The following is a 25,820-nucleotide window of genomic DNA, read 5'->3' on the forward strand; positions in this document are numbered from 1 at the left end:
TTGAAATGGTCGATATCACCAAGGTTCGCGCCATCGACATCCATACCCATGCCGAAGAGCCCTGCGGCTGCCACTCGGACGATGGCTATGACGATCTGCAGGCGACGATGGCAAAATACTTCCGCGCGCCGTGGAGCCATCCGCCGACCGTGCCGGAAACGGCGGCCCATTACCGCGAACAGAACATCGCGGCGGTGATCTTTCCGGTCGATGCCGAACGTGAGACCGGCTACCGTCGCTACAAGAACGAGGAAGTGGCGGAGCTTGCCGCCGAGAATGACGATGTGCTGATCCCCTTCGCTTCCATCGACCCTCACAAGGGCAAGATGGGTGCGCGCGAGGCGCGCCGCCTGATGAAGGATTTCGGCATCAAGGGGTTCAAGTTCCACCCGACGATGCAGGGCTTTTATCCGAACGACCGCATGGCCTACGAGCTTTATGAAGCGATTGCGGAAGAAGGCTCCATTGCGCTGTTCCACACCGGTCAGACCGGGGTCGGCAGCGGTATGCGCGCGGGCAACGGCATGCGCCTGAAATACTCCAACCCGATGTATATGGACGATGTCGCGGTCGACTTTCCCGACATGAAGATCATCCTCGCGCATCCTTCCTTCCCCTGGCAGGAAGAGGCTCTGGCGGTCGCTCAGCACAAGCCGAACGTCTATATCGATCTCTCCGGTTGGTCGCCGAAGTATTTCCCGGAAATCCTGGTGAAATACTGCAATTCGATCCTGAAGAAGAAGGTGCTGTTCGGCTCCGACTGGCCGATGATCACTCCGGAGCGTTGGCTGGCGGATTTCGAGAAGATCGCCATCAAGGACGAACTGCGTCCGGACATCATCAAGGGCAATGCGGCAAGGCTGCTGGGGCTGGCATGATCGCCCCGGACCTTACCCATTTCTGCGACCTCGAGGTCGAGCTGGGTCCTGTCCGGGAAATGGGCAAGGGCAGGGCGGGAACGCGGCGGATAATCCCGATCATCGGTGGCCGTGTGACCGGTCAGGTGTCCGGAACGGTGCTCGACATGGGCGCCGACTGGCAAACCATCCTTGATGACGGTTCGGCCGACATCGACACCCGCTATGCCTTTGAGACAGACGACGGCGCGGTGATCGAGATCATCAACAAGGGTGTGCGCCACGGTCCGCCGGACGTTCTGCAAGCTCTTACCCGGGGCAAGGATGTCGACCCGGCGCTCTATTACTTCCGCACGGTGGCGCGGCTGGAAACGGGAGACCCGCGTTACGAGTGGGTAAACCGTTCCCTGTTCCTCGGCACCGGCCGCCGCCTGGCGTCTGCCGTGCTGGTGTCGCTGTTTCGGGTGGAGTGAGGGAGTGAATGATGTCCAAGGTCTCGCAAGTTCCCGGAACGAAGTTCTTGGCCACCTATCTCCTCATCCTGAGGAGGACCTTCAGGTCCGTCTCGAAGGATGGGCCACTTGCGCCAGAGTTTGCCGCCCATCCTTCGAGACGGGCTGGCGCCCTCCTCAGGATGAGGGGGAAATTGCAGCAACCGCTCGTATTGCCGATCCATTGAAAGCCTGTAGCCCATGAAACCCTTTGCCGCACCGCTTGACGATATCCTGTTCTGCCTGACCCACATTGCCGGGGCGGGAGAACTACCGGACTTCGACGCAGACCTTGCCGCCGAGATAGGCGGCCACTTCGCCGCCTTCGCCGAGGGGCAACTGGCGCCCCTGAATGAGCCGGGCGACAGCCAGGGCTGCCGGCTGGAGGAGGGGCGGGTGCGGATGCCGGACGGGTTCCGCGAGGCCTATGCAGCCTATGCGGAGCAGGGCTGGCCGGGGCTGACAATTCCGGAACAGCTTGGCGGGCAGGGGCTCGATGCCGGCGCGCTTGCGATCACGTCTGAAATCTTCACCGGTGCCAACCACAGTCTGCAGATGGTGACCAGCCTTGCGGCCGGGGCGGCCCGCACCCTGCTTGCCTTCGGAACGGAAGATCAGCAGGCACGGGTGATCCCCCAGTTTGCCTCCGGTGAAGCCTTGGCCACCATGTGCCTGACCGAACCGGACGCCGGGTCGGACCTCTCCCGCATCCGCTGCCGCGCTGTGCAGGCGGACGACGGCTGGTCGATCAGCGGTGAGAAGATCTTCATTTCCGGCGGCGATCAGGACATGAGCGAAAAGATCTATCATCTGGTGCTGGCACGCACATCGGACGAGGGCGTGAAGGGGCTGTCGCTGTTTCTGTGCCCGTGTACCCGTACGGACGGCAGCCGGAATGCGGTGACTGTCACCCGCATTGAGGAAAAGATGGGTCTTCATGCCTCACCCACCTGCCAGCTTGCTTTTGATGGGACCGCGGCCGAACTGATCGGCCGGGAAGGCGAGGGCCTGAAAGCGATGTTCACGATGATGAACCACGCCCGCGTGGATGTGGCCTTGCAAGGCGTGGCTCATGCCGCCCGCGCCGCGGATATTGCCAGCACCTATGCGGCGGAGCGCAAGCAGGGCCGGGATGCGGCGGGCAAGCCCGTGACACTGGATGGCCATGCGGATGTCCGGCGCATGCTGGACGAGATCGACGCCCTGGCCCTTGGGGGCCGGGCCATCGCGCATCTGGCGCTGGTGACGGTCGAGGCTGGCGAGAACCGGGCGCTGGCGGAATTCCTGACCCCGATTGCGAAGACCTATTGCACACAGGCCGGAATGCAGGCGACGGAACTCGGCATGCAGGTGCTGGGCGGCTATGGCTATCTGAAGGAGTATTTCCTGGAACAGTGCTACCGGGATGTGCGGATTACCGCGATCTATGAAGGTGCCAACGCCATTCACGAACGGGCGCTGGTGACACGCCTGCTGGCGGGCAAGGAAGGCAAGGCGTTTGAGGACTTCCTGCGTGCCGAATGCCAGCGCAATGATACGGCGTATCCGCAACTGGGCGAGGTCGCGTCCAACTGGTGCCAGGCCCGCGACCAGGTGCTGCAGAGCGAGGACGCGACGGCTTTTGCCCATGATTTCATGGAAGTGACGAGCGCTGCCCTCTTGAAAGTCCTGTGGGCACGTATGGCCGAAAAGGCGGACCACCATCCGGAGCCGGATCGGATCCGGCGTCTGGCGGAGAAAATGCTGGCGCGATCCGATCTGGCTCTGAGCGCCTGAGCTTCCGGAAAACACAGGGACAGGGTTTCGGCAGTTACGCTGAATACGTTGCAGCGGGCCCTTCTTTCCGAGCGGTGGATATCTCCCTGCAAGGGGGAGGCTGGAGCAAGGTGCGGAAAGGGTGAGGTTGCCAGGAGGATCGCTTTCGAACCCCGGTCTTTTCTCGAAAGCTTTTCAATTTCTGCAGCTTCGCGCACAGTAGCCCAAACCGATCACGCCGGGACCTTTCATGCATCCGCTCAATCTCGATCAGCTCAGGGCCTTTCTGGCCGTTGTCCGCCATGGCGGCGTCAACAAGGCGGCGGGCAGTTTGAACCTGACTCAGCCGGCGGTGACGACGCGGATCAAGCGGTTGGAAGAATCGCTGGGCACCGAGTTGTTCGAGCGTTCTCCCGGCAGGCTGAAGCTGACCAAGCGCGGCGAGCTGTTGCAGACCTTTGCCGAGCAGTTCGAGCGTCTGTCGGACAAGGTCGAGGAGACTGTGGTTTCCCGCGAGGGAATTGACCGGCATCTGCGCATTGGGGCCTCGGAAACCATTGCGCAGTGCTGGCTGCCGGATCTGGTGGCCGCGCTGCGGGCCGACTTTCCGAACCTGATCGTGGAAATCAACGTCGATATCTCGGTGAACCTGCGCGCTGGGCTGCTCGACAGGGAAATAGACCTCGCGTTGCTGCTGGGGCCGATTTCCGAATATTCCATCGACAATATCGAGCTGCCGGGCTTCGACCTCGGCTGGTATGTTGCAGCTGGCTGTCCGGTGGAGGCAGAGCGGGCCAAGGCGCTTTTGTTCGAAAAACCGGTGATCACCTATGCAAGGCACACGCGCCCTTACCGCGAGCTGAAAACGCTCTTGTTCGAACGGGTGGCCCCCGACGTGCAGATGTTCCCGTCGTCCTCGCTTTCGGCCTGTTTCCGACTGGTGGAAGCCGGGCTCGGGGTTGCGGCGTTGCCGAAGGCGCTTGCGCGGCCCTATGTGGAGGCCGGGAGCATCGTCGAGTTCGATCCGGGGTGGGTGCCGGACGCCCTGAGGTTCTCCGCGAGCTACCTTGGTGACCCGCGCAGCCACGTTGTGGCGACCGCGGCTCAAAAAGCGCTTGAGGTTGCCATGGCCTACTCAGCTTATAAAAATCCTTTATAAGATCTGCTAAATTCATTCTATTTGAGTTTATATGTGCAATGCGGGAGCATTTCTCCAGTCAAGGAGAGCCCCGGTGTTGCAGTCTTATGAAGCCCTACGACAGGAAAGCATCGAAACACTTCGGGCGCAGATAAGGTCCGGCGACTATCGCTCGCACACGGCGGGGCTCGGCAAGAACCTTCTTCAGGCCAATCTGGCGATCATTCCGCAAGCCTATGCGCTGGATTTCATGCGCTTCTGCCAGCGCAACCCCAAGCCCTGTCCGCTGATCGGTGCCTCGGATACGGGAGATCCGATCCTGTCCACCCTGGGACATGACCTGGATATTCGCACTGACGTACCGGCCTACAACATCTATCGCAGCGGACAGCTGGAAGGGTCCGTCACGGATATCAGCGCCCTGTGGTCTGATGATCTTGTTGCCTTTGCGTTGGGCTGTTCCTTTACCTTCGAACATGCGCTGATCGAGGCGGGGATCGACCTCTGGCACATTTCCAGCAACGTGACCGTACCCATGTTCCGCTCGAACCTGGAAACGATACCGGCCGGTCCGTTTCAGGGACCAATGGTGGTGTCCATGCGGATGATCCCGGATGAGCGGGTGCGGGACGCGGTTGCCATTTCAGCCCGCTTTCCGCTGGCTCATGGTTCGCCTGTGCATGTCGGCGATCCCGCCGCCATCGGCATTTCTGATCTCGGCAAGCCGGACTGGGGCGATGCGGTGCCGGTGGAGGCCGGACACACGCCTGTCTTCTGGGCCTGCGGAGTGACGCCGCAGGCGATCATCCAGAACGCGGCCCTGCCGTTGCTGATTACCCATAAACCGGGACACATGCTGATCACCGACATCCCGGATGATGCTGTAATTCCAATCATAACAAAAAAGACGCTGTAAGCTCGAACCTTCACGGAGTGGACACATGAAAAGATTTCTGACTTTCCTCATGGCCGGTGTCGCCATGTCCTCTGCCGCCGCCGCGGAAGACCTGTCTGTCGTCGGCAGCTGGTCAAGCCTGCCTCTTCACAAGGAGTACGAGGCGCCGTTCTGGGAAACCACCTTGCCTGAGGCGTCCGGTGGCACCATCCATACCACTGTCACCACCCACAACCAGATGAACCTCGGCGTTGGTGAAGTGTTCCGCCTGCTGGGCCAGGGCGTGTTTGATGTCGGCATGACGGTGGGTGATTATGCCGTTGCCGATGCTCCGGAACTGGAAGGCCTCGATGTGCCGCTGGTGGCCATGTCGGCAGACAAGGCCCATGCCGCTGTCGACGCCGCCCGGCCGATGGTGGAGGAGATCTTCGAGAAACGGTTCAATTCCAAGGTGCTGGCCATTGCGCCCTATCCGCCGCAGGTGGTGTTCTGCAACGCGGAAGTCGGCTCGCTGGATGACCTGAAGGGCAAGAAGATCCGCGCATCCGGCCGCATGACCGCCAAATTCCTGGAAGCGCTGGGCGCGGAGGGCATTACGGTTGCCTTTTCCGAAGTTCCCGGCGCGCTGCAGAAAGGCGTCGTTGATTGCGCCGTGACCGGGGCAGGCTCCGGCTATAGTGCCGGGTGGTGGGAAGTGAGCACCCATCTGTTGCCGATCCCGCTGGGTGGCTGGGATCCGGTGGTGACCGCGCTCAATCTCGACAAGTGGAATTCCCTGTCCGGCGAGACCCAGGCCCTGATCCAAAAGGAAATTGCCGAGAAGTTCGAGGCTCCCGCCTGGGCATCGGCTGAAGGTGCACTGTCCAATGACATTGCCTGCCTGACCGGCAAGGGGGAATGCGCTTCGGGCGATGCGCGTAACATGGTTCTGGTCGAAGCCAGCGATGGCGACATCGAGCGGGCGCGCCAGATCCTGGAAACGGAGGTTCTGCCGGAATGGGCGGAGCGGGCCGGTGGTGACTGGGCTGCACGCTGGAACGACAGTGTCGGCACAGTCGTCGGCGTTCAGATCAAGACCAACTAGTCTCGGGAGACATCGAGGTGGCGGAGAAACTCCTGTCAATCCTGTCGAGGATCAACCGGACGATTGCGATTTCGGTCGGTGTTCTGTTCCTCACCTGTGCAGGTCTTGTTCTGATTGATATCTGTCTCCGCCGCGTCGGCGCCTCCTTCGGTGGCACCGACGAAATATCCGGCTACGTGATGGCCATCGGTACGGCCTGGGCCATGGCTTTCGGATTGAGCGAACTGTCGCACATCCGGATCGATTTCCTGCGCCGCTCCGTCAACCTTCCGAAATGGCGGGCGATGCTGGATCTTCTGTCCATCTTCGCTCTCTCTTCGACCGTTTCCATCATCGCGATCAAATGCTGGCCGGTGGTGGAGACGAGCCTGCGAAATTCGTCCAGAGCCAATACGCCACTGGAAACGCCGCTGGCTCTGGTACAATTGCCCTGGTTCGCCGGTTGGGTGTGGTTTGCCATCAGCGCATGGCTCACCTTCATCGCCGGTGTGCTGCTGGTATCGCGCGGCGAATTCGCCAAATCCGAACAGGCCATTGGCGCCTTTCCGGAAGGGGAGACCGCCTGATGCTTCCCTTTGTTTCCGTCGGTCTTCTCGGTCTCCTGAGCCTTTCCATTCCCGTCGGCATCGTGCTGTTTCTGCTGGGGTTCGGCATCGACCAGTTCTTCAGTGCCTTTCCGCTCACGCGCGGCTTGGGCTCAATGGTCTGGTCGACTTCAGAAAATGCGGCGCTGATTGCCATTCCGTTCTTCGTGCTGCTGGGAGAGATCCTGGTGCGCACAGGTATTGCCGCGCGCACCTATTCGGCACTCGACCGTTGGGTCTCCTGGCTGCCCGGCGGGCTGGTGCATGCCAATGTTGCGACCGCCACCATGTTCTCGGCCACTTCGGGTTCGTCGGTGGCAACCGCTGCCACGGTGGCGACGGTGGCCATGCCGCAGGCCGAACGGCTGGGCTATGACCAGAAGCTCTTTTCCGGTGCGATTGCCGCCGGAGGAACGCTCGGCATCATGATCCCGCCGTCGATCAACCTGATCGTTTACGGCTTTCTGACGCAGACATCGATCCCGCAACTGTTTCTGGCCGGGCTGGTGCCCGGCATCCTTCTGGCGGTTGCCTTTCTGGCCGTCACGGCGCTGGTCTGCCTGGTCAACCCGAAGCTTGGCGGGGCACGGCGGACGTTCCCCTTGCGGGAGATGGCGCTGGGGCTTGCCGATCTCGTGCCGATCATTCTGCTGTTCAGCGCCATCATCGGGTCGATTTACAAGGGGTGGGCCACCCCGACCGAAGCTGCCTCCGTCGGTGTCGCGGGAGCGTTGGTGATTGCCGCGTTCTTCGGCGGTCTCGACATGCGCATGATCGGTGAAGCGCTGATCGGCACCGTGCGGGTCACGGCGATGATCATGCTGGTGGTGATCGGGGCGTCGTTTCTCAACTTCACGCTCTCGGCCGCTGGCTTGTCGCAGGAGTTGCGCGGATTTCTGGAGGGTCTCGGGTTCGATCCCCTGCAGACGCTGCTGGTGATCGTCGCGATGTATATCGTGCTCGGCTTCTTCATCGAAACGCTGTCACTGATGGTTATCACCATCCCGATCGTGGTGCCGATCGTCATCAGTCTCGGCTATGATCCGGTCTGGTTCGGTATTCTGATGATCGTGCTGATCGAGATGGCCCTGATCACCCCGCCCGTCGGCCTCAATCTGTTCGTGGTCCAGAGCGCGCGGGGCGGGGGCTCCATTGCGGAGGTGATGTTGGGAGCCATTCCCTATGTGCTGGCGATGCTGGCCATGGTCGTGGCATTGATCGCCCTGCCGCAAATTGCGCTGTATCTGCCGATGGCCATGCGCTGACGAGATAATTGCAAATTATTTTGGAACTGACTGACGGGGCAGGCGTTTCCACCGTGATGAAGGCGGACCGGAGCACTCCGGAAGGCTCATACACGAAGGAGACTTTGATGAAACAGTTTACCAAACTCGCGCTGATGCTGACTGGTGTGTCGCTTCTGGCGACCCCTGTCATGGCTCAGGACAAGCCTGCTGGCGTTGAGGTCGGAAAACTGACCTGTGTTACCGAAGAGGAAACCAATTTCATCGTCGGTTCCAAGACAGTCATGAACTGCACCTTCGACCGGGCCGGTGGCGGCGCTGCCAGCTACTACACGGCGACCGTGAGCGAATACGGTCTTGATATCGGAACCACGGACTCGGCCACGCTTGTGTGGGGTGTCGTTGCCCCGACTGCCGATCTGGAAGTTGGTGCTCTTGAAGGGACATACGCCGGCGTAACGGCAGGCGCCAGCCTGGGTGCAGGCGTGAAGGCCAACGCTCTTGTCGGCGGTTTCGACAAGTCGATCGCGCTGAACCCGGTGAGTGTCGAAAGCCAGACAGGCACGAACATTACCCTTGGTGTGAGCAAGCTTTCGCTGGAAGCGATCAAGTGAACCAAGTGACATAGACATTTTGTCAGGAAGGGCCGGCTTTGCCGGCCCTTTTTCTTTTTCCGGCTTCAGGCGTGGCCGCACAGGCTGCAGCGCTCCAAAAGACAAATCGAACTCGAGGGGTAACGAAATGGCGTCCGGTCAGGCGACGACAATCAAAGGCGTTCTCACCAACTGGGAAGACGAAATCGAAGAGGAAGGCCGCGCCGATGTCGGCTCGCTGCTGAAGGCCTCCGGCAGCCGTGCGGCGGGGCCCTTGCTGTTTCTGCCGGCCCTCATAATGGTGTCTCCCATCGGCGCCATACCAGGCGTGCCTATTGTTCTCACAACGTTGACCCTTCTGGTCGCAGGCCAGCTTGTTGTTGGCAGAAGCTCGATCTGGTTGCCGTCGTTCGTGCGCAGTTGTGGTCTTCCCAAACAGAAGGTGACGTCGACCATCGACAAGCTCACGCCTTATGCGGAGCGCGCCGACCGTTATCTCGGACAGCGCCTGTCCCTGTTCGCCGGCGAGACCGCCGCGCGGATCGTCGCGGCCTTTTGCATAATACTGTCTCTTCTTGTCTACCCGGCCACCCTGTTGCCCTTTGCCGTCGCCTTGCCCGGCTCCGCAATCCTGCTGCTGAGCCTCGGACTTCTCGTGCGCGATGGCGTTGTTACGCTGGTGGGCCTGCTCGTGGCCTTGGCAGCGGTCGGGACGGTCTTATATTGGCTCGCCTGAAGCCATTTTGTCCGAGCCTCTATCGCGGACCGGGAAAGCCTGCCCGTGACGGGCTGGAGGGCATATGGAGGGTGAGGCTGGCATTTTGCGCGTCACAGCCCTTACGAAGTGCCATTTTACCACCTCCAAGCCGCTTCATTCTGGTTGTTGGAGCGTAGCCCCACGCTCGGCATAAAAAAACGGGCCGCCGAAGCGACCCGTTTCTTTCAGTTTTCCGTAGTTGCCGTTCAGCCTTTCAGCAGAACCGAATCCGGATTGGATTTGTAGACGGCCGGCTCATAGGTCGGTGCATTTTCAAGCTGTTCCTTGGTGAAGGGAGCGGTCACCAGCAGGTCGCCATTCTCCGTTTCGAACATCTTGAGGCTGGAATAGGACACGGCTACCGGCTTCGCGTTGAAGCCAAGGAAACCACCCACATCGATGACAACCGCCTGTGCCTTGCCGTCGTTGCCGATCAGAACCTCGGCGACTTCGCCGATGTCATTGTCCTGGCTGGTGTAGACAGGGGAATCGATCAGCTCATCGGTAGATACACTGGCCGTGTCGACCTGTGTTTTTTCAGCGGTCCAGGGATCGGCCATCGCTTCGTCCAGCTTCTGTTTTGCCGGGTCGATTGCTTCCTTGCGGACGGTTTCATAGGTGTCCTTGGCGCTTGCAGCGACCTTGTCCATCTGCTCGCGGGCGCCTTCCGACGTCATCCAGTGCGGAATATAGTCCGGACGCTCATAGGCGGTCGCATCTTCCAGTTCCTTGCGAGAAACGTCGGTGACGACAAGAAGCTGGTTATCCTGGCCGGACACGAAGTTGAGGCGGGCAAAGTCGAGTGCGACTTCCTTTTCACCCATGCCGAGGAACCCTCCGACACCCACGATGACCGCACGCACGGTTCCATCGCGGCCAAAGACGACGTCGTTGATGTCGCCGACTTCTTCGCCGTCAGCATTCCTGCTGGTCAGGACCGGCTTGCCGATCATGTTGGTGGCAAGAATGCCGGTGGTCATGTCCGGAGCAAGGGTGTGAAGTTCGAATTCATAGACGCCGGTGTCATTTTTTGCACCGGTCTGGGTGCCGTCCTTCATCGCAGCGGTGTCACCGGCGACGGCGGCCGTCGAAATGGCTGCAACAAGTGCGGTGGTGGCGAGTAGATGGCGAAGCATTTAAGCATCTCCCTTTGGATTTGGAAATTTTGGGTGTGCCTGGAAGAGGATTGAACTTTCAGGAACTTCCAGAAACCGCGCCACGATGAGACGCACTTTCGTGCGTGATCATGGCGCGGGAATTCAGGCCAGCTTGCCGGCGCTTTTCGGTCCTGCCAGCAGCCAGACGATAAAGCCGACAACCGGGAAGATCAGGATGCCGAGGACCCACAGCAGCTTTGCACCGGTGGAGGACCCGCTTCCGAGAACCTGGATGATCGCATAGACATCCACGACGAGAATTAAGAGGCCAACGATTCCATATTCCATGACAGATCTCCGGGTTGTGTAACTGGATTGGAAACGGTCAGGCGTGCAGAAGGTTCCGTGTTCTTCTTATCGGCGGCCAAAATAAATCTGAAAAAATATTGGGAACCAATTTCAGAACGGTGCGTTGAACCTGCATATCTTAAATATCGGAGGTTCCAATGCTTTCTTGGGCACTGTTGTTCTTGGTGGTTGCTATCGTTGCAGCCGTACTTGGTTTTGGTGGTATTGCCGGCACGGCAGTCGGCATCGCAAAACTGATCTTCTTCGTCGCTATTGCGCTGTTCCTGATTTCGGCAGTCGCACACGCGATCAGAGGCCGCAGGGTCTAACACGAGAAAAACGGGCGCTTCGGCGCCCTTTTTTGTGTCTTCTTAAGGCCCGGATGGAAGGGAAGGGCAGACCGCTTGCGCTTCCCTTCATTGTCTCCAATCGCAATGGTTCCACCGCGTCACATCCCAAGCGTGTCCTGCGTGTTTCAGCGTGCGGCACGCTTTTTCTTTCAGTAAAATCAGAACCTGCTCTTCGCAGTATGCGCTAGCCGGCTTTTTCCTGTTCGTGCAACGTCTTGCGCGCGGCCCAGAGCTTTCGGGCTATCTGCTGTCTGTCCGGCTTGCCTTCAATGGAAAAGACCGCGTCCTGCGCGATATTGAACAACTGCGTGGAAACAAGTGGCAAATGTTCCTTGCGGCAAACCAGCGATGCCTTTTCCAGAGCGGAAATGAAGTGATGCAGGACGAGGACATTGCCTCTCGCGGCCTGGCGCAGCGGGCCAACTGCCGTGTCCAGCAGGTCGTGCATTTCCAGGATGGTCAGCCAGAGGCGAGGTGTGTCTTCGTCATCTGTGATGAGCGAGCTCGGAGCGCCGCGCTGAAGGATCCGCGCAACGGAGGCTGACAGGTGATCGATTGCGCTGATGGCCGTGTAGCTGTCGTTGACGCCGGGCGATAGCGCACGCAGGGCTATCTCCACCATCAGGTGGACCGAAAACTGGATGTCCCCTTCAGGAGCCCGCGCCTTCTCGATCTGGAACGTTTTCTCTAGTCGTTTCAGATCCGGCTCTTCTTCGGCCGTGCGAACCTTCGCAATCGGCATGCCTTCGATGACGTAGGTTCCGGGGCTGACCGTAACCTCGATGAAACCGTCGAGAGACTTCGCGATTTCAATGAGCTGGTTGCTGTCGATGAAGGTTATGTAGCCGCTGTACGTGGCATTGTAGATCCAGATCGGCAGATCGGGAATCTCGTTACAGTCATTCGGCTGTTCACGCGGTTCTTTGGTCAGAAGGTCATCGATCGAGAACCGGAGCGAGGAATGGATTCTGCCGATTTCCGCATCGACCCGGATCCGTCCGGCGACGTCGTTTACGAAATAGACCAGCCAGAAAAAGCTGGCGGAGGCCAGGATGATGCACAGGATGACGGAAAATCGCAGGTCCTCGTTTTCGTCGACGCCAAACAAGGCGATCATCGAATAAAGGAAGGTCGCGCCCAACAGGCCGATGGTGATCTGCGTCGTCCGGTTGCTGGCGAAGGTTTCCAGAAGACGCGCCGAAATATTGCCGGCCGCAAGTGTGAACACGACAAGCGTCAGGGAATAGACCAAGCTGATGACGGACATCATGGCGCCGGCAATGGTCGACAGGACCGACCGCGCGCCGTCAACGCTTATGGTGTCATAGCTGAAGAGTTTAAAGGCACCGTCCATCAGACCCATGTCGTCTATCAGGAAGGCGGCAAACGCGAGCATCGCTCCTAACAGGGTGATGCAAATAGGGATGAACAGAAATCCCTTGGTCAGGCGAACAAGCGCATGTTCGCGGGCATTCTCCTGATAGATCATCTGCATCGCGGTTCCCCTCAGACAGGCAGGGCTCCATCCTGGATGGAACCCTGTTTGTCGCTGTTTCTATTGCGCGCTCCAGTCAATCTCGCCTGCCCGCTCCGGAAACCATGCGCGGGTCTTTTCCGGGCGCAGAAGCGGTCAATGGGGGAGGTTCTCGTTTGGTCGAGATTGATCAGACGGTAAGGGCGTCCCTGATCAGGGAAGCGGATGCGGCGGCGGCAATTTCGGACCGTTCGAACTGTTCGGTCCCGTTCATGAGTTCTTCCAGGCGCAGGCGAGCACGAGAGACGCGGCTTTTGACCGTGCCAACCTTCACACCGAGGATTTCGGCAGCTTCCTCATAAGAAAAGCCACTGGCCCCGATCAGAATGAGGGCTTCGCGCTGATCGTCGGCAAGCACCTGAAGGGCACTCAGAAAATCCTTCAGCTCCAGATGACCCGTCTGCTGCGGTTTGCTTTCCAGAGTGGCGGCGTGTTCACCGTCCGGGTCTGAAACCTCGCGCTGCATCTTTCTGCCGACAGAATAATACTGGTTGCGGAGAATGGTGATAAGCCAGGCAGTGAGATTGGTGCCTTCGGTGAACTTGTCCTTGTTGGCAATCGCCTTTGCCAGTGTTTCCTGAACCAGGTCGTCCGCACGGTCGCGGTCGCCACTGATGGATCTGGCAAAGGCGCGCAATCGGGGAATGGCGTCGACGAGATCCTGCTTGAACTGTGCGACGTTCATTCTGCGGCCTCCTCGTCCGATCCTCTGGAGTCCAGAGCGGACAACAAATCCATCATATCGTCGGGTATGTCTTCCGACAGGGCCTCGTCATAAACTTTTTTGAGCTGGCTGCCGATCCAGTCCTCTTTGGACTTTGATCCCGCAGCCGGCGTGATGACACCGAAGGCGGCGTCGGGCACTTCGGGATTGAGCTTGGTTGCCATGACAAATTTCCGATTTTCGCTTCTTCGAAGATGGGCTTTATTGGGACGTAAACGCAGTGACGAAAAAAAAGTTCCTCGCGTTGGGAACTTTTTTTTGCCGAATGCATTTTCGAGTCACGGGCGCGCGTGAAAGTGCGCCGTTCGGCCGCTTCCGGGCGGCAACACATTAAGGAACTTATTTATGTCCGTGAGCCTTTCGATAGAGATCACACCGCTGCTTCCATACCTGCGCAGATATGCAAGAGCTTTGGCGGGAAGCCAGAAAAGTGGCGATGCCTATGTCAGGGCATGCTTGCAGGCACTGGTGGCAGATCAGACCATTATCGACACCACCCATGGGGTGAAAATCGGTCTGTACCGGCTTTTCCACGTTCTGTGGAACGCAAGTGTGGTTCCACCAACCGCAAACGACGGAACTGTATCCATCTTCGAGCAGACTGCCCAGCAGCGGCTGGCCAACATGGCCCCGGAAAGCCGGCAAACGCTGCTGCTTTCCACGCTGGAAGGTTTCTCGCTTTCTGATACGGCGCTCATCATCCAGCGCAGCGAAGAAGACGTTACGGGGCTGGTTCAAGATGCAATCGCGGAAATCGACCGCCAGACCAAGACAGATGTGCTGATCATCGAGGATGAGCCGCTTATTTCAATGGATCTGATCCAGATCGTAGAATCCCTTGGTCATGGCGTCACCAGCGTGGCCCGTACAGCAAGCGACGCCATCGCTGCCGCGAAGGAACATACGCCTGGTCTCGTTCTTGCCGATATCCAGCTCGCAGACGGTTCGTCCGGCATCGACGCGGTAAAGGAAATTCTCTCGGAAATGTCCGTTCCGGTCATCTTTATCACGTCCTTCCCCGAACGTCTTCTGACTGGGGAGCGGCCAGAGCCGACATTCCTCATCACCAAGCCGTTCAACCCGAACACGGTCAAGGCTGGTATTAGCCAGGCACTGTTTTTCAAGGGGGCCGACGAGGTCGTCGCTGCCTGAGGCAACTGGTTCAAGCTGAGCGAGCTCGCCTGATTTTCATACACGCGCTCCGCGAGCGCGAAGCACGAAATCGTTAAGAGCCGCTTTTCTGCCGCTTCAGAACGGAGCAAAGTTAATCCCGAAGGAAGAGGCGGGCCATCAGGCCCGCTCTTTTCCCTCATTGCCGTGAAAGCCAGTCGTCAATGTCCTTCTCGGCTTCTTCGCGGGTCTTGCCATATTTTTGTTGGATGAGGCCAGCAAGTTCGGTTCGGCGGCCTTCGGCCCGATCGACTTCGTCGTCGGTCAGCTTGCCCCACTGGGCGATAGCCTTGCCCTTGAATTCTTTCCAGTTTCCTTCAATCCGGTCCCAATTCATTGGTCGTTCTCTCCTTGTCTTGGTGACACCAGGAAAACGACTGCTGCGGTCGATGGTTCCCAATGAATTGCGGCCAGCGCGAGCGTCGAGGATGGACTGGCACACTGGTGCAAAAGCGGCGTTCTTTTTGCGGAACTTTTGCGCAAGGACATATGCCCGGATAACGGAGCAAAACCGAAATGTCTGATATTTTTACTTATCTTTTTGGCGCGGCGTCGTTCATGCCGCACGGATATTGCCTGCTCTGGCGTCCGGATCTCGTGGCGCTCCACGCGATCTCGGACGGTTTGATCGCGCTGGCCTATTTTACCATTCCCCTGATGATCCTCGATTTCCTGCGTAAACGTCCGGACTTTCAAGGGAATTCCCGCAGGGTCGCGTATCTGTTCATCGCATTCATCCTGGCCTGTGCTCTCAGCCATCTGGTTGCCCTGGTGACACTCTGGTGGCCCGTCTACGGCGCGCAAGGCCTTGTCAAGCTGCTCACTGCTGTTGTCTCGGTCGCGACCGCGGTCGTCATCTGGCGGGTGCGGCCGATGCTGCTCGCCATTCCCTCGCTGCAGGATCTTGAGCAGGACAACGACATGCTGAAAGCTGAAAATATCGAGCTTTCCGACAAGGTCGGCAGAACGCGGCGGGAGATCAAACGGATCAACGAACGTTTTGAGACCGCCCTGACCGGTTCCAACATCTCCGTTTTCACCCAGGACAAGGATCTGCGCTACACCTGGATCCATAATCCGCGGTTCGGCAGGAAACCGGAAGACGTCATCGGTTGCACGGATCAGGACCTACTGCCGGAAGAGACCGCTGCTGACCTGGAGGAGGTGAAGCGCCAGGTTCTGGAGACCGGCGAGACCGCTTCGACCTACTTTGCGCTGGACAGCGAAGAGACGGGAACGATCTCCCTGGATCTGATCGTGCATCCGACGCGCAACAACAGCGGGGATATCGACGGCGTCCTGTGTACGGCCATCGATATGACCGAGAAGAACCTCTACGAAATCCGGCTCGGTTCTCTCGCAAGGCAGCTTGCGGAGGCCAACCGGCGTTTCGAGAAGGCGCTCGACGGCTCGCTCACAACCGTTTTCGAGCAGGATCTCGACCTGAAATATATTCAGGTCGTCAATCCATCACCGGGCCTTACACCAGATTTCTTCACTGGCAAGAGTGACGCGGAGCTGTTTCCCGAGGAAGGCCAGTTAAAGCTCATTCCGGCAAAGAAGAAGGTGCTGGAAACAGGCGAAAGCACCGTTATCGAATTCGACATGGAATTGGGTGGCGTCAATCGCAGCTACAACATGCGTATCGAGCCGGCAAGAGATACGGAGGGACGGATTACCGGCCTGATCGGCATCTCCATCGACATGACGCTTCAGCGGGAAAACGAACGTCAGATGCACCTTGTGATGCGGGAGCTGACACATCGGTCCAAGAACCTTCTTGCGGTTATTCAGGCCATGGCCCGGCAAACCGCAGCACGTTCGGACAACACGGAGGATTTCGTCGAGAGTTTCGCAGCGAGACTTCAGGCGATGGCAGCCAGTCATGATCTGCTGGTGTCACAGTCATGGTATGGCGCGGATCTGAAGGAGCTGGTTCTGGCGCATCTGGCGCAATCCATCGATCCGGGAAGCTCGCAGATCGAGATCAAGGGCGACCCGCATTCGATCACGGCGGATTCAGCGCAGAACCTTGGCCTGGCTCTGCATGAGCTGACGACCAATGCCGCCAAATATGGTGCTCTGTCAGTGCTCGGGGGTAAATTGTCCGTGTCGTGGACAACGGAAGACGGCAAGATCCGACTGGTGTGGAAGGAAAGCGGTGGTCCGGAAGTTGTGCCGCCAGAGCGCAACGGTTTCGGGCGAATGTTGCTGGAACGGTTGGTTGGGCCTGCCCTCAATGGTGATGTCACAATCGACTTCGCGCCGGAAGGCGTGCGTTGCGTTATCGAGTTTCCGGTCAAGCAAACCCAAAGCTGATCTTGCGTGCTGTCAGGGGGGCACACACCCTCATGCCTTGGAAGCGGAAGCTCCCAAGGCTGATGCCTGTTGTTCAGGACGCGTCTCCGCGCGGGGGCTTGTCGCGGCGCAGGGCCTTCAGCGCTTCATCGATTTCCGAGATCAGCTCTTGTGGTGACCGACCTTGTTCGGAACTGGCCTGTGGCGCCTTTCGCAGGGTTGCCCGCCAGGACAGCAACGCTGTCCGCTTTTGCTTGTCCGAGAGGGACCGGTCTTCCAGAACGCTTGCGGCGGTTCTGAACCCGGCAAATCGTTTCGGTACGCTGATCATGATTTCTTACAATTTGGAATGTGGGGCTTCGATCGCGCAAAGGGCCGCTTACCGCACAGCGGCAAACGGCCCTTCCGCTTTCTTAATTTGCTTCAAGCTGGCGGCCGGGCCGTTCACTCGGTGATGACAGCCCTCAGCATCCACGAAGCCTTGTCGTGGAAAGTGATGCGCTGGGTCAGTAGATCTTCCGTCACGGGGTCGCTGTTCTCACCAGCGTAAGCTGCCATGTCGCGCATTTCCGCGGCAATCATTTCGTGGCTGTGCACCAGATCCTCGATCATTTCGAAGGCGTTGGGCATGCCGCCCGCCGGCAGACTGATGGTCAGGTTGAGCTTGCCTTCGTCGACATTGACCGGTGCCATGTGACCAAGGGCACGGATACGCTCTGCAATCACGTCGGTTGCGGCGAAAAGGTCCTCGTAATGCTCTTCGGTCAGATCATGGATCGATTTGAAGAGCGGGCCGACGACGTTCCAGTGATAAAGGTGGGACTTGATCGTGAGGATGTAGGTCTCGGCCAGGATAACTGAAAGATGTTTCGCAAGCTGCTCGCGCACCTCGTCCGAAACGCCCGTCTTGATCTGGTCGACCTTCGGGGTTTCGATGTTCAGAACCTTGCTCGTCGACATTGTTTTTCCTTTCGTTCAGTCGCTGGGCGCTATCGCTTGATGAGCTCTATGGCTGACAAGGGCGCCTTGTGATCGTTCGGTAAGGAAAGTCTTCAATTCGCCATCAGTTCCATATTTTCGGCAAAATTTCTTTTTTTGCATGGAGGGAGAATATCCCTTGAAATTTCTTCAAGAAGTTCAATGGTATTCGATCGATGGTCAGTGAAGGCGCTATTGCGTGTCGTGCTCCAGGTGCCTTTGTCTGCTTAAGTGATTTCACATCTTGGAAAACGATAATTGGAACCTGTGCGCACGATGCAGCGTTAAATCTTACGTGTTGGGTCACACTCTGACCCTTGTTCATGGGTTTTTCTGCCTTCGTCGATCTCATTCTTGGGGCGTGCTCAAAGGGCCGTTCTCGTCAACGTAGGTAACAACTGAAAGGAGACTGAGATGGCTTCGAAATCCAGTTCCAGCATCAAGAATGAAGACACTTACGAAGCCTTGCGTGACAAGGGTTACAGCAAGGAAAAGTCGGCGAGAATTGCAAATGCCCAGGCAAACGACAGCCAGTCTCCTTCCGTGAAGGGGGGAAAGGCTTTGCCTTACGAATCCTGGACCAAGGAAGAGCTCTACGAACGGGCGCAGGAGCTGGACGTGGATGGTCGCTCCAACATGTCCAAATCGGAGCTGATCGAAGCTCTGCGCAAATAGGATTTGCGTCTGAAAATGAGGCCGCGGTTCGTTTGCGTTGTCTCATTTTCTTTCTCTGGAACTATTCCCGCGGCGATACCAATAGGCCAGGCGATAAATCATTCTGATTTGTCTGGAACCAAATCAACGCCAGATCGTTTACAGCTCAGTCCGCGCAATTGCATTGCGCGGTCTTCACGTGCCCGAATTCCGGGCTCCATCCCATTTACGCATTGCGCGCCGTCCGTCGTCAGGGCCGCCCGCTATTGAGAACAGGAGCGACAAGATGGCAACCGCGAAGACTGCCTCGGCATCCACTTCCAATCCTGCTAACGACACCGTAAGCGCCCGCGAAATCGAAGAAAACATCGAACGCATTCGTGGCGACATCGCCTCTTTGGCCGGTTCGCTGAAGAGATACGGTTCCGGCAAGACGGACGAATACAAAACCAAGGCCGCTGCCGCCAGTGACGATCTGACCAAGATGTCCCAGGATGCGTTGAGCGACCTGACCGCCGAATTGCAGAAGTATGAACGGGCCTTCGTTTCGGAAGTTCGCAAGCGTCCTCTGCAGTCCATCGGTATCGCCGCCGGCATCGGCTTTCTGATCGCAGCGCTGGTACGCCGCTAATGGTGATGCGCGCCTTTCCAATGGCGTTCGGGGCTCTTAGGCGAGACATAAATGGCATGGTTCGCCGTGCCAAGCGCAATGCCGTGTTGAGCGGCATTGCGGCTGTTTGTTTCGCAACGGCTTACGTCGCCGGGGTGGTGGCAGCCGGTGCCTATTTGGCGCCGATTTACGGCCCTGCCATGGCGGCCTTGCTGATTGCCGCGATCATGCTGGTTACAGGATTGTTTTTTGTTTCGGTGCTCAGCTTCCTGAAGTACAGGGACCGCAAGCGGAAGGCGCGTTCACAAGTTGCCAAGCAGCTTACAGTGGCTGCTGCCGTTTCCATTCTGCCACAGCTTACCAAGAACAAGGGCCTGATGATTACCGCCGCTCTGGGCGGCCTGGCCTTTCTGGCAGCTCAGGCATTGGGTGACGACGACGAGGGTGGCGGCTAACACTCTGCCGCGCGGTCTCGCCGGCCTTTGGAGCTAACAGTGATGACAGCGCAGGCAGACCGAGCAGTCGCGACCGCAGAAGGTGCCGTGGCTACAGTGACCGAGACCCTGAGAGCGGACCCTATTGTCCGTGTGTCGATGGTCATCATGTGTGCCATTGCGGTGACCGCCGCGCTGGACATCGGGCAAGTCATTTTCGCACCTGTCTGTCTTTCCGTGGTTGTCGGCACGATTTTCGCGCCGACAGTGGAAAGGCTTTCGCGCCTCGGCGTTCCCGGCTGGGTATCCGCCGGCGGTATGGTGCTGGTTTTTATCTTCCTGATCCTGACTGCCGGGGCCGCTTTCGTCGTGCCTCTTTCCGACTGGCTGGACAGGTTGCCGCTTATCTGGGCGCGCCTACAGGCCCAATTGACCAGTTGGCAGGGGTTCTTTTCCTCAGTTGCCAGCCTGCAGGAGGACCTGCGCAATGCCATGGGCCAGAACGGCGGCATGCAGGTCAGTGTGGAAGACAACTCCGCAGTCGAAAGCGTCTTCTATTTCGCACCGGCCTTCGTGGCGCAGGTGATCCTGTTTCTGGCCAGTCTCTACTTCTTCCTGTTGACGGGCCCGCATTTGCGCCGGGCTGCGCTCCAGCTTTCCTCCAACGGTGAAGGAAGGCGTTGCATCGTATCCGCGTTTCGCACCATCGAGGCGCGTCTTTCCACCTATCTCGTCTCCATAAGCCTCATCAATATCGGGTTGGGCGTCGCCGTGAGCTCGACCATGTGGTTTCTTGGTGTGCCATCGCCGTTGCTGTGGGGCATGTTGGCCGGTGTGCTGAATTATGTTGTCTATCTTGGACCGGCGATCATGGTGCTTGTGATGGCCGGTGTCGGCCTGGCAACCGGAAACACGCCGTTGGCGATCCTCACGCCTCCGCTGGCGTATCTGGCGCTCAACCTGATCGAAGCGCAATTCGTCACGCCGACCGTCCTCGGGCGAACGATGACGTTGAATCCCTTCCTGGTTTTTCTTGCCATTGCCTTCTGGATCTGGCTGTGGGGGCCAATCGGCGGATTTGTCGCCGTCCCCTTGCTGCTTGTCGTGGGGACGCTGCTTGAGATCGTGAGCCAGCCCTCGGAGGCAAGCCAGCCTGTACAGCCTGTATCTTCAGACTCTGACGCCTAGCCCGAAAACCTGGCAGCAAGCCCGCTGACGGCACAAGGTTCAACTTGTCAGGGCTGATTTGCAGGCTGGAATTTCGCTCTGCTTTGATCCTGGGCCCGGCGCTGTTCCAGTCGGCAACCTGGGAATACCATTCAGGGCGTACGATCTGTGACCAAGCAGTCAAAGACAGAAAGCAGTTCGGAGGCATGTCGTGCCGGCTGTTTTACTGCGGAGGCACGCAGACAAAACAAAAGCCGCCCGGAAGAGGCGGCTTTTCAAAACTCTGGTAGCAAGGATTTTTACTCTTCGTTGTACGCCAGCATTCCGTGGGCGATGGGCCAGCCGGTGCATGTGGTTACGCCAACTCCGGAGACACAACGCGTCGGGCGTCCGTGAATATCGGCCAGTTCAACCTGCAGGTCGCCTTTGGCAGCGGCCTTCTGTTCAACTTCTGCTGCAGCGGTCATGTCGCCCTTTTGAGCGGTTTCTGCGTCAGCCTCTTTGGTGAAGAAAGGCTCTGCAACAATCAGGCTGGATGCCAGAAGAGCAGCGACTGCGATTGCAGCAGGGGCTTTAGTCGGAATGCGTTTGCGTAGCGTGAACATAATGTCTACCTCCACCCTGTAAACGCCCAAGTTAAGAAAAGGTTTCATGCCGCTCGATAATTTCCGAACGGACCGGGATCGAAGTAGAAAATAAACTGCTCTTATAACTTATGTTAATGCAGGCTGGCTGGTTTCGTGTCATCTTGCGGATAGTCAACCTAACTGACAATGAGATCCCTCGTGACACCGCAAACTTATCAAGCCGCAGCGCAAACGCGCGGCGCGGCACTGGTTGTCGAAGACAATCCGATCATCGCGCTCGATACGCAGATGATGCTGGAAGAGCTCGGGTTCTCGCCAGTCGAGACGCTCGCAAGCCTTGCCGAAGCGGCAGAGGCGCTGGCAGCGCATCTGTTCAGCTTCGTCATTCTGGACGTGAAGATCGGTGACGACACAAGTCTGGCTTTCGCCAAGCAGCTTCTGGAAAAGGGGACGAAGTTCATCTTTGCCAGCGGCTACAGCGATCTTGGCCCTCTGCCGACGGACTTCGAAGGACATGTCATTCTGAGCAAGCCCTATACCAAAGCCCAGATCGGCGCCCTGATCTGATCCGCGGGCGCGGGAAGACTGCTCTTTGGCAGCAGTTGAAGATGCAGGCCTGCCTCAGATAAGCGGGCGAGGATCTTCCGAAATGGATTCATAAGAGGCGAGCTTTTCCAGGGCGTCCCTGTCCAGGACGCGAATTTGGTCCTTTGACCAGCTTATCAGCTCTTTTTCCTGAAGCTTTCGAAGTGTCCGGCTGGTGTGCACCGGGGTAATCCCGAGCGCGTCGGACAAATGGCTTTGGGAGAACGGGGCATCGAGCGCCTGATTGCCGGCGTAGCCGACGTGCTGCGCCCGGTCATAAAGGTGCAGGATGAGATAGGAGAGCCGCTCCAGTGCGGTGCGCTGGCCGAGGCTGATAATCTGTCCATCAAGTATCTGTTCCTCGCGCGCGGCAATCCACGTCATTGAAAAGGCGAGGGTTGGATGGTCCTTGAATATCGACCAGACCTTGTCACGTTGAAAGACACATAATGTGGTGTCTGTGAGAGCCGTGACGGAGTGCTGCATATCTTTCAGGACGGCAAGCTGAAGGCCGACGAGGTCCCCCGGCAGGGCAAAATTCAACAATTGCCGCCTGCCGTCGGCCAGAGCCTTGTGACGGAAGGCCCAGCCTTCCAGAATGGTGTAGAGATGCGGGGTCTTGTTCTCTTCCTGAAGGATGGTTGCCCCGGCTTCGACTGTCAGCTCACCGGTTTTGAAATCCGAAATGAAATCCAGTTCCTTGCCTTCCAGAGATCGGAACGCTGGTTTCTGCCTCAGGGGGCAAGCTCGACAATTGGTTTGAAACGGGACGGTTTCGGTCATACAAACGGCATCTCCATTGCAATTCATGAAAACGCCTTGAACAGCCGCAGGTTCCAATTTGAATTGGACTGGCTGGAGAATGCAGTTCCCAGCCGCCGGACAGTCCGGCGGCCATGTGCCGGGATCCAATGCGGCCGTAAGGGCGGTTGACCCGTCCGCACGGCGATCACCACAGGCTTACGGACGCAAAATGGTATAGCCGTCCGCGTCCAGCTCCATCAGCGTAACGGCCCCGGCAGGAACGACTTCGACGCCTTCGAGGAACGGAATGTCCTTGCCTTCGTTCCTAGCCATGGCCTGACGGGTGTTATCGCAAGCCTCGAAGGCGACATTCGGCATGCTCTGCACGAAGGATTTCATGCGGTCCGACACGGGAGACGTATCTGCACGGAACATGTGCAGGCCGGCATTGAAGGCAACGATCTTGATGTCGGCTTCCTCGCCAATTTCCGAGTAATGGCGGGCAACATTGGCGGCGACATTCAAAACGGTGTTCATCTTCTGCGGATCGTTGTCGCTGATCTGCAGGGCAAGCTTGTGGATGCCATCGTCCGCCAATACGGCAGAGCCAAGCATCAGCAGGGCCGAAGCGGCCACTGCCAGTCTTGAAAACAGTCCCATCGTTTTTCCTCCTAACGCCGCAGGGTGTCCTGCGGCGGCCTTGCGCGGGCGGCCTTTCTTTCGTGGGCCGTTGCCGCAAAACGATGTCAGTCGACGCTTCCCATGCCTGAGGCGTCGTCATCATCGACGGAGCCGGGAGTGACGTCGAGAATGCGGGCACGCATGGTGATCTCGACAGCGCTGTCCTTGCAGTTGCTCATGCAAGGTTCGGCCTTGGCAGCATAATGCGGCTCTTCGGCCCGGGTGTCCGCAATGAAATTTTCCTCATTGGGAAGACGGATCTCCAGGAAGTTGTCTTTCGACAATTCGAAGTCCTCGTCGTCAACGAGGTCGTTCAGATACAGGAGGTAGGCCGTCAACGCATAAACATCGTCGTCCGACAGGGAGCGGGCATTGCCGTAAGGCATGGCGCGGCGGACATAGTCATAGACCGTGGACAGATACGGCCAGTAGGAGCCGATAGTCTTTTCCGGGCGTTCCTCGGTAAGCGTGTCCTGCCCGCCTGCCAGAACCGGCCAGCGGCCGACACCTTCGCCGAAGTCGCCGTGACAGACAGCGCAATTGTCGGTGAACAACACTTCACCCTCGGCAACCGTGCCGGAGCCTTCCGGCAGGCCGGTGCCATCGGGCCGAATGTCGATGTTCCAGGCTGCAACCTCGTCGTCTGTCGCCACGCGGCCGAGACCCAAGACACCGCCATCACGGGTTTCGGACACGGGCGCTGCGTGAGCTGCCGCTGAAGTGTCTGCGCTGGCGGTTTCCGTTTCGCCAGCCGCCGCTTCCTCGGCAGCCGGTTCTGCGGCGCCCTGCTGGTCAGCCGGGGCGGCGGCGCTGGAGTATGTCGCCAGATAGGCGATCACGTTTTCCAAATCGTCCTGCTTCTTCAAACCGGCGAAGGCCATCTTGGTGCCTTTGACCATGTCCCTTGGTTTGGTCAGATAGGTGGTCAGTGTCGCTTCGTCCCAGACAAGGCCACCGTTACCGGCTTCGATCATCGCCTTGGAGTATTTGTAATCGCCGAGCGACCCTGCGGTGCGGCCGAAAACGTCGTTCAGTTCCGGTCCGACCTTGTTCTTTGCGCCTTCGCCCACCGCGTGGCAGGCAGCGCATTTCTTGAAGACCTTTTCCCCCTTTTGGGCGTCTCCCGCATGGGCTGTCGCGGCAAGCAGGGGCAGGGTGGCGATCAGGGTTCCAAGGCTGAGGGCTTTAAGAAACTTCGACATTTTCCACCATTCCGTCTGCTTTGACATACCAGGTCTGGATGCCGTTGTTGTGGTAGATCGAGTTTTCACCACGGGCGGCACGCAGCTCGTTCTTGGTCGGCTGGAAGAAGCCATGCTCGTCCATCGCGCGGGACTGGATCAACATGTCCGAGCCGTCCCAGTCGATGTCGAGGTAAAAGCGGTGCATGGCTTTGGACAGGCTCGGTCCGTCCAGACGGGCCGTCTTCCAGTTTCGGCCGCCATCAAGCGAGACATCGACCCGTTTGATCCGCCCGTTGCCGGACCAGGCGACGCCGGAGATGACCATCGGTCCCTTGCCGTGACTGATCGGGGCCTGCGGGCTCGGCGAGGTGATGACGGATTTGGGATCCATCACCCAGGTGAAGCGGCGGGCCTTGCCGTTTTCCAGAAGGTCCGTGTATTTGGACGTTTCCTCGCGCTGGTGCCAGGGCTCGTCGCCGACTTCGATCCGGCGCAGCCATTTCACCCACATGTTGCCTTCCCAGCCGGGCACGACCAGGCGCAGAGGATAGCCCTGTTCGGGGCGCAGGGCCTCACCGTTCATCTTGAAGGCGACAAGGCAGTCGTCGAGAGCCTTTTCCATCGGGATGGAGCGGGTCATGGCCGAGGCATCGGCACCTTCCGGCATCACCCATTTGGCGTTGGTCTTGAGGCCGGCCTCTTCCAGGATCAGCTTCAGCGGAACGCCGGTATACATGACGCAGTGGACCATGCCGTGGGTATACTGGCAGCCGTTGAGCTGGGAGCCGCGCCACTCCATGCCGGAATTGGCGGCGCATTCCAGGAAGTAGACCCTGTTCTCACGCGGGAAGCGCTTCAGGTCTTCCATTGTGAAGACCAGCGGCGTGTCGACAAGTCCGTTGATCATCAGCCGGTGATCGGCCGGGTTGATCTCGGCAATGCCGCCATGGTGACGCTCGAAACACAGGCCGTTGGGCGTGATGATGCCGTCCAGATCGTGCAAGGGGGTGAAGTTCACCGAGCTTTCGGTGGAGGCTGTCAGCCATTCCACATCGCGGCGGACCACATCGGCCTCGAATTCCGAGGGCATGCCGTAGGGGCGCGATTGAACACCGTCGCCGAGATAGCGGTTCCAGTCCTGTATCTCGGTGATCAGCGGATCACCGGCGGCACGCGCCGCACCTGCGGTGCCTGCAACGGCTCCCGCTGCGAACCCTGCTTTCAGGAGGGAGCGCCTGGACAGGCCCGGCACTTTGGAAATGGTTTTGTCAGTCATG

Annotated in this window: 31 protein-coding genes; 18 read left to right on the forward strand and 13 right to left on the reverse strand. The window is 58.6% G+C overall.

The features are described 5' to 3' along the window. Positions 1 to 5 precede the first annotated feature (5 nt). From FMN63_RS03895 to FMN63_RS03940, 10 genes are all read left to right on the forward strand, one after another. Complete coding sequence (locus tag FMN63_RS03895) at positions 6 to 878, forward strand: amidohydrolase family protein (protein ID WP_148582641.1); 873 nt, start codon at positions 6 to 8, stop codon at positions 876 to 878. Further along, positions 875 to 1,330, forward strand: a complete 456-nt coding sequence (locus FMN63_RS03900) for a DUF3237 domain-containing protein (protein ID WP_148582642.1) — start codon at positions 875 to 877, stop codon at positions 1,328 to 1,330. Before FMN63_RS03895 ends, FMN63_RS03900 begins: the two co-directional genes overlap by 4 nt. 219 nt (positions 1,331 to 1,549) lie before the next feature. Next, positions 1,550 to 3,124, forward strand: coding sequence for an acyl-CoA dehydrogenase family protein (locus FMN63_RS03905; protein ID WP_148582643.1), 1,575 nt, complete (start codon positions 1,550 to 1,552; stop codon positions 3,122 to 3,124). Between the two features lie 229 nt (positions 3,125 to 3,353). Continuing rightward, positions 3,354 to 4,262: a LysR family transcriptional regulator gene (locus FMN63_RS03910; protein ID WP_148582644.1), complete on the forward strand. Its 909-nt coding sequence runs from the start codon at positions 3,354 to 3,356 to the stop codon at positions 4,260 to 4,262. A gap of 73 nt (positions 4,263 to 4,335) precedes the next feature. Next, positions 4,336 to 5,157, forward strand: coding sequence for a putative hydro-lyase (locus tag FMN63_RS03915; RefSeq protein WP_148582645.1), 822 nt, complete (start codon positions 4,336 to 4,338; stop codon positions 5,155 to 5,157). Positions 5,158 to 5,182: 25 nt separating this feature from the next. Then, the gene (locus FMN63_RS03920; RefSeq protein WP_148582646.1) at positions 5,183 to 6,220 is read left to right on the forward strand and encodes a TRAP transporter substrate-binding protein; all 1,038 of its coding nucleotides are present in this window, start codon (positions 5,183 to 5,185) and stop codon (positions 6,218 to 6,220) included. A gap of 17 nt (positions 6,221 to 6,237) precedes the next feature. Further along, positions 6,238 to 6,786, forward strand: coding sequence for a TRAP transporter small permease subunit (locus FMN63_RS03925; RefSeq protein ID WP_148582647.1), 549 nt, complete (start codon positions 6,238 to 6,240; stop codon positions 6,784 to 6,786). Continuing rightward, complete coding sequence (locus FMN63_RS03930; RefSeq protein ID WP_148582648.1) at positions 6,786 to 8,069, forward strand: TRAP transporter large permease; 1,284 nt, start codon at positions 6,786 to 6,788, stop codon at positions 8,067 to 8,069. Before FMN63_RS03925 ends, FMN63_RS03930 begins: the two co-directional genes overlap by 1 nt. 107 nt (positions 8,070 to 8,176) lie before the next feature. Next, complete coding sequence (locus FMN63_RS03935; RefSeq protein ID WP_209000925.1) at positions 8,177 to 8,662, forward strand: DUF992 domain-containing protein; 486 nt, start codon at positions 8,177 to 8,179, stop codon at positions 8,660 to 8,662. A gap of 127 nt (positions 8,663 to 8,789) precedes the next feature. Then, positions 8,790 to 9,377 carry an exopolysaccharide biosynthesis protein gene (locus tag FMN63_RS03940; protein WP_148582650.1) on the forward strand — a complete coding sequence of 196 codons (588 nt, stop codon included), beginning with the start codon at positions 8,790 to 8,792 and terminating at the stop codon, positions 9,375 to 9,377. Positions 9,378 to 9,604: 227 nt separating this feature from the next. On the opposite strand, the gene FMN63_RS03945 is transcribed toward FMN63_RS03940, so the two are convergent. Together FMN63_RS03945 and FMN63_RS03950 are read right to left on the reverse strand one after the other, a co-directional pair. Next, on the reverse strand, positions 9,605 to 10,534 hold the full coding sequence (locus tag FMN63_RS03945; protein ID WP_148582651.1) for a PRC-barrel domain-containing protein: 930 nt from the start codon (positions 10,532 to 10,534) through the stop codon (positions 9,605 to 9,607). Positions 10,535 to 10,657: 123 nt separating this feature from the next. Beyond that, positions 10,658 to 10,843 carry a PLD nuclease N-terminal domain-containing protein gene (locus FMN63_RS03950; RefSeq protein WP_148582652.1) on the reverse strand — a complete coding sequence of 62 codons (186 nt, stop codon included), beginning with the start codon at positions 10,841 to 10,843 and terminating at the stop codon, positions 10,658 to 10,660. A 158-nt stretch (positions 10,844 to 11,001) separates the two neighbouring features. On the opposite strand from FMN63_RS03950, the gene FMN63_RS03955 reads away from it, so the two are divergent. Further along, entirely contained in the window at positions 11,002 to 11,172 is a 171-nt protein-coding gene (locus tag FMN63_RS03955; RefSeq protein ID WP_006937216.1) for a DUF1328 domain-containing protein, read from the forward strand. A gap of 205 nt (positions 11,173 to 11,377) precedes the next feature. Here the strand turns inward: FMN63_RS03955 and FMN63_RS03960 are convergent, their stop codons facing one another. The 3 genes from FMN63_RS03960 to FMN63_RS03970 form a co-directional block, all read right to left on the reverse strand. Further along, entirely contained in the window at positions 11,378 to 12,688 is a 1,311-nt protein-coding gene (locus FMN63_RS03960; protein WP_148582653.1) for a DUF2254 domain-containing protein, read from the reverse strand. A 169-nt stretch (positions 12,689 to 12,857) separates the two neighbouring features. Beyond that, positions 12,858 to 13,412 (reverse strand): sigma-70 family RNA polymerase sigma factor, encoded by a 555-nt coding sequence (locus tag FMN63_RS03965; protein ID WP_148582654.1) that lies wholly within the window; start codon positions 13,410 to 13,412, stop codon positions 12,858 to 12,860. Continuing rightward, the gene (locus FMN63_RS03970) at positions 13,409 to 13,615 is read right to left on the reverse strand and encodes a NepR family anti-sigma factor (protein WP_148582655.1); all 207 of its coding nucleotides are present in this window, start codon (positions 13,613 to 13,615) and stop codon (positions 13,409 to 13,411) included. Before FMN63_RS03970 ends, FMN63_RS03965 begins: the two co-directional genes overlap by 4 nt. A gap of 187 nt (positions 13,616 to 13,802) precedes the next feature. Between FMN63_RS03970 and FMN63_RS03975 the strand changes: the two genes are divergently transcribed. Then, positions 13,803 to 14,603, forward strand: a complete 801-nt coding sequence (locus tag FMN63_RS03975) for a response regulator (protein ID WP_148582726.1) — start codon at positions 13,803 to 13,805, stop codon at positions 14,601 to 14,603. Between the two features lie 157 nt (positions 14,604 to 14,760). Here the strand turns inward: FMN63_RS03975 and FMN63_RS03980 are convergent, their stop codons facing one another. After that, positions 14,761 to 14,958: a CsbD family protein gene (locus FMN63_RS03980; protein ID WP_148582727.1), complete on the reverse strand. Its 198-nt coding sequence runs from the start codon at positions 14,956 to 14,958 to the stop codon at positions 14,761 to 14,763. Positions 14,959 to 15,137: 179 nt separating this feature from the next. Between FMN63_RS03980 and FMN63_RS03985 the strand changes: the two genes are divergently transcribed. Continuing rightward, the gene (locus FMN63_RS03985; protein ID WP_148582656.1) at positions 15,138 to 16,940 is read left to right on the forward strand and encodes a sensor histidine kinase; all 1,803 of its coding nucleotides are present in this window, start codon (positions 15,138 to 15,140) and stop codon (positions 16,938 to 16,940) included. A 73-nt stretch (positions 16,941 to 17,013) separates the two neighbouring features. Here the strand turns inward: FMN63_RS03985 and FMN63_RS03990 are convergent, their stop codons facing one another. Continuing rightward, positions 17,014 to 17,250 (reverse strand): hypothetical protein, encoded by a 237-nt coding sequence (locus FMN63_RS03990; RefSeq protein WP_148582657.1) that lies wholly within the window; start codon positions 17,248 to 17,250, stop codon positions 17,014 to 17,016. A 113-nt stretch (positions 17,251 to 17,363) separates the two neighbouring features. Further along, positions 17,364 to 17,879: a Dps family protein gene (locus tag FMN63_RS03995; protein ID WP_148582658.1), complete on the reverse strand. Its 516-nt coding sequence runs from the start codon at positions 17,877 to 17,879 to the stop codon at positions 17,364 to 17,366. 432 nt (positions 17,880 to 18,311) lie between these two features. On the opposite strand from FMN63_RS03995, the gene FMN63_RS04000 reads away from it, so the two are divergent. The 4 genes from FMN63_RS04000 to FMN63_RS04015 all read left to right on the forward strand — a co-directional run bounded on the left by FMN63_RS04000 (position 18,312) and on the right by FMN63_RS04015 (position 20,783). Beyond that, complete coding sequence (locus FMN63_RS04000; protein WP_148582659.1) at positions 18,312 to 18,572, forward strand: DUF7218 family protein; 261 nt, start codon at positions 18,312 to 18,314, stop codon at positions 18,570 to 18,572. Between the two features lie 265 nt (positions 18,573 to 18,837). Next, complete coding sequence (locus FMN63_RS04005) at positions 18,838 to 19,182, forward strand: ElaB/YgaM/YqjD family protein (RefSeq protein WP_148582660.1); 345 nt, start codon at positions 18,838 to 18,840, stop codon at positions 19,180 to 19,182. Between the two features lie 56 nt (positions 19,183 to 19,238). Then, on the forward strand, positions 19,239 to 19,616 hold the full coding sequence (locus FMN63_RS04010) for a hypothetical protein (protein WP_148582661.1): 378 nt from the start codon (positions 19,239 to 19,241) through the stop codon (positions 19,614 to 19,616). Between the two features lie 42 nt (positions 19,617 to 19,658). Beyond that, positions 19,659 to 20,783: an AI-2E family transporter gene (locus FMN63_RS04015; protein WP_148582662.1), complete on the forward strand. Its 1,125-nt coding sequence runs from the start codon at positions 19,659 to 19,661 to the stop codon at positions 20,781 to 20,783. A 278-nt stretch (positions 20,784 to 21,061) separates the two neighbouring features. On the opposite strand, the gene FMN63_RS04020 is transcribed toward FMN63_RS04015, so the two are convergent. Beyond that, entirely contained in the window at positions 21,062 to 21,367 is a 306-nt protein-coding gene (locus FMN63_RS04020) for a hypothetical protein (RefSeq protein WP_148582663.1), read from the reverse strand. 180 nt (positions 21,368 to 21,547) lie between these two features. On the opposite strand from FMN63_RS04020, the gene FMN63_RS04025 reads away from it, so the two are divergent. Then, complete coding sequence (locus FMN63_RS04025; RefSeq protein ID WP_209000926.1) at positions 21,548 to 21,916, forward strand: response regulator; 369 nt, start codon at positions 21,548 to 21,550, stop codon at positions 21,914 to 21,916. 54 nt (positions 21,917 to 21,970) lie between these two features. On the opposite strand, the gene FMN63_RS04030 is transcribed toward FMN63_RS04025, so the two are convergent. From FMN63_RS04030 to soxC, 4 genes are all read right to left on the reverse strand, one after another. Then, complete coding sequence (locus FMN63_RS04030) at positions 21,971 to 22,717, reverse strand: Crp/Fnr family transcriptional regulator (protein WP_148582665.1); 747 nt, start codon at positions 22,715 to 22,717, stop codon at positions 21,971 to 21,973. A 177-nt stretch (positions 22,718 to 22,894) separates the two neighbouring features. Continuing rightward, positions 22,895 to 23,338: a DsrE family protein gene (locus tag FMN63_RS04035; protein WP_148582666.1), complete on the reverse strand. Its 444-nt coding sequence runs from the start codon at positions 23,336 to 23,338 to the stop codon at positions 22,895 to 22,897. 86 nt (positions 23,339 to 23,424) lie between these two features. Next, positions 23,425 to 24,561, reverse strand: a complete 1,137-nt coding sequence (locus tag FMN63_RS04040; protein WP_148582667.1) for a c-type cytochrome — start codon at positions 24,559 to 24,561, stop codon at positions 23,425 to 23,427. Further along, complete coding sequence (soxC, locus tag FMN63_RS04045; RefSeq protein WP_148582668.1) at positions 24,545 to 25,819, reverse strand: sulfite dehydrogenase; 1,275 nt, start codon at positions 25,817 to 25,819, stop codon at positions 24,545 to 24,547. The genes FMN63_RS04040 and soxC overlap by 17 nt, the downstream gene beginning before the upstream one ends. Position 25,820: the final 1 nt, after the last annotated feature.

The sequence above is a fragment of the Stappia sp. BW2 genome, assembly GCF_008107695.1.
Taxonomy (GTDB): domain Bacteria; phylum Pseudomonadota; class Alphaproteobacteria; order Rhizobiales; family Stappiaceae; genus Roseibium.

Excerpts from the sequence above, each read along its gene's own strand:
- FMN63_RS03965 (WP_148582654.1), bottom strand. The coding sequence starts at position 13,412 with ATGAACGTCGCACAGTTCAAGCAGGATCTCGTCGACGCCATTCCCCGA.
- FMN63_RS03900 (WP_148582642.1), top strand. The coding sequence starts at position 875 with ATGATCGCCCCGGACCTTACCCATTTCTGCGACCTCGAGGTCGAGCTG.
- FMN63_RS03985 (WP_148582656.1), top strand. The coding sequence starts at position 15,138 with ATGTCTGATATTTTTACTTATCTTTTTGGCGCGGCGTCGTTCATGCCG.
- soxC (WP_148582668.1), bottom strand. The coding sequence starts at position 25,819 with ATGACTGACAAAACCATTTCCAAAGTGCCGGGCCTGTCCAGGCGCTCC.
- FMN63_RS04005 (WP_148582660.1), top strand. The coding sequence starts at position 18,838 with ATGGCAACCGCGAAGACTGCCTCGGCATCCACTTCCAATCCTGCTAAC.
- FMN63_RS03945 (WP_148582651.1), bottom strand. The coding sequence starts at position 10,534 with ATGCTTCGCCATCTACTCGCCACCACCGCACTTGTTGCAGCCATTTCG.
- FMN63_RS04010 (WP_148582661.1), top strand. The coding sequence starts at position 19,239 with ATGGTTCGCCGTGCCAAGCGCAATGCCGTGTTGAGCGGCATTGCGGCT.
- FMN63_RS04020 (WP_148582663.1), bottom strand. The coding sequence starts at position 21,367 with ATGTTCACGCTACGCAAACGCATTCCGACTAAAGCCCCTGCTGCAATC.
- FMN63_RS04015 (WP_148582662.1), top strand. The coding sequence starts at position 19,659 with ATGACAGCGCAGGCAGACCGAGCAGTCGCGACCGCAGAAGGTGCCGTG.
- FMN63_RS03970 (WP_148582655.1), bottom strand. The coding sequence starts at position 13,615 with ATGGCAACCAAGCTCAATCCCGAAGTGCCCGACGCCGCCTTCGGTGTC.
- FMN63_RS03950 (WP_148582652.1), bottom strand. The coding sequence starts at position 10,843 with ATGGAATATGGAATCGTTGGCCTCTTAATTCTCGTCGTGGATGTCTAT.
- FMN63_RS03895 (WP_148582641.1), top strand. The coding sequence starts at position 6 with ATGGTCGATATCACCAAGGTTCGCGCCATCGACATCCATACCCATGCC.
- FMN63_RS03935 (WP_209000925.1), top strand. The coding sequence starts at position 8,177 with ATGAAACAGTTTACCAAACTCGCGCTGATGCTGACTGGTGTGTCGCTT.
- FMN63_RS03910 (WP_148582644.1), top strand. The coding sequence starts at position 3,354 with ATGCATCCGCTCAATCTCGATCAGCTCAGGGCCTTTCTGGCCGTTGTC.
- FMN63_RS03990 (WP_148582657.1), bottom strand. The coding sequence starts at position 17,250 with ATGATCAGCGTACCGAAACGATTTGCCGGGTTCAGAACCGCCGCAAGC.
- FMN63_RS03995 (WP_148582658.1), bottom strand. The coding sequence starts at position 17,879 with ATGTCGACGAGCAAGGTTCTGAACATCGAAACCCCGAAGGTCGACCAG.
- FMN63_RS03920 (WP_148582646.1), top strand. The coding sequence starts at position 5,183 with ATGAAAAGATTTCTGACTTTCCTCATGGCCGGTGTCGCCATGTCCTCT.
- FMN63_RS03930 (WP_148582648.1), top strand. The coding sequence starts at position 6,786 with ATGCTTCCCTTTGTTTCCGTCGGTCTTCTCGGTCTCCTGAGCCTTTCC.
- FMN63_RS04000 (WP_148582659.1), top strand. The coding sequence starts at position 18,312 with ATGGCTTCGAAATCCAGTTCCAGCATCAAGAATGAAGACACTTACGAA.
- FMN63_RS04040 (WP_148582667.1), bottom strand. The coding sequence starts at position 24,561 with ATGTCGAAGTTTCTTAAAGCCCTCAGCCTTGGAACCCTGATCGCCACC.
- FMN63_RS03960 (WP_148582653.1), bottom strand. The coding sequence starts at position 12,688 with ATGCAGATGATCTATCAGGAGAATGCCCGCGAACATGCGCTTGTTCGC.
- FMN63_RS04035 (WP_148582666.1), bottom strand. The coding sequence starts at position 23,338 with ATGGGACTGTTTTCAAGACTGGCAGTGGCCGCTTCGGCCCTGCTGATG.
- FMN63_RS03905 (WP_148582643.1), top strand. The coding sequence starts at position 1,550 with ATGAAACCCTTTGCCGCACCGCTTGACGATATCCTGTTCTGCCTGACC.
- FMN63_RS03940 (WP_148582650.1), top strand. The coding sequence starts at position 8,790 with ATGGCGTCCGGTCAGGCGACGACAATCAAAGGCGTTCTCACCAACTGG.
- FMN63_RS04030 (WP_148582665.1), bottom strand. The coding sequence starts at position 22,717 with ATGACCGAAACCGTCCCGTTTCAAACCAATTGTCGAGCTTGCCCCCTG.
- FMN63_RS03980 (WP_148582727.1), bottom strand. The coding sequence starts at position 14,958 with ATGAATTGGGACCGGATTGAAGGAAACTGGAAAGAATTCAAGGGCAAG.
- FMN63_RS03955 (WP_006937216.1), top strand. The coding sequence starts at position 11,002 with ATGCTTTCTTGGGCACTGTTGTTCTTGGTGGTTGCTATCGTTGCAGCC.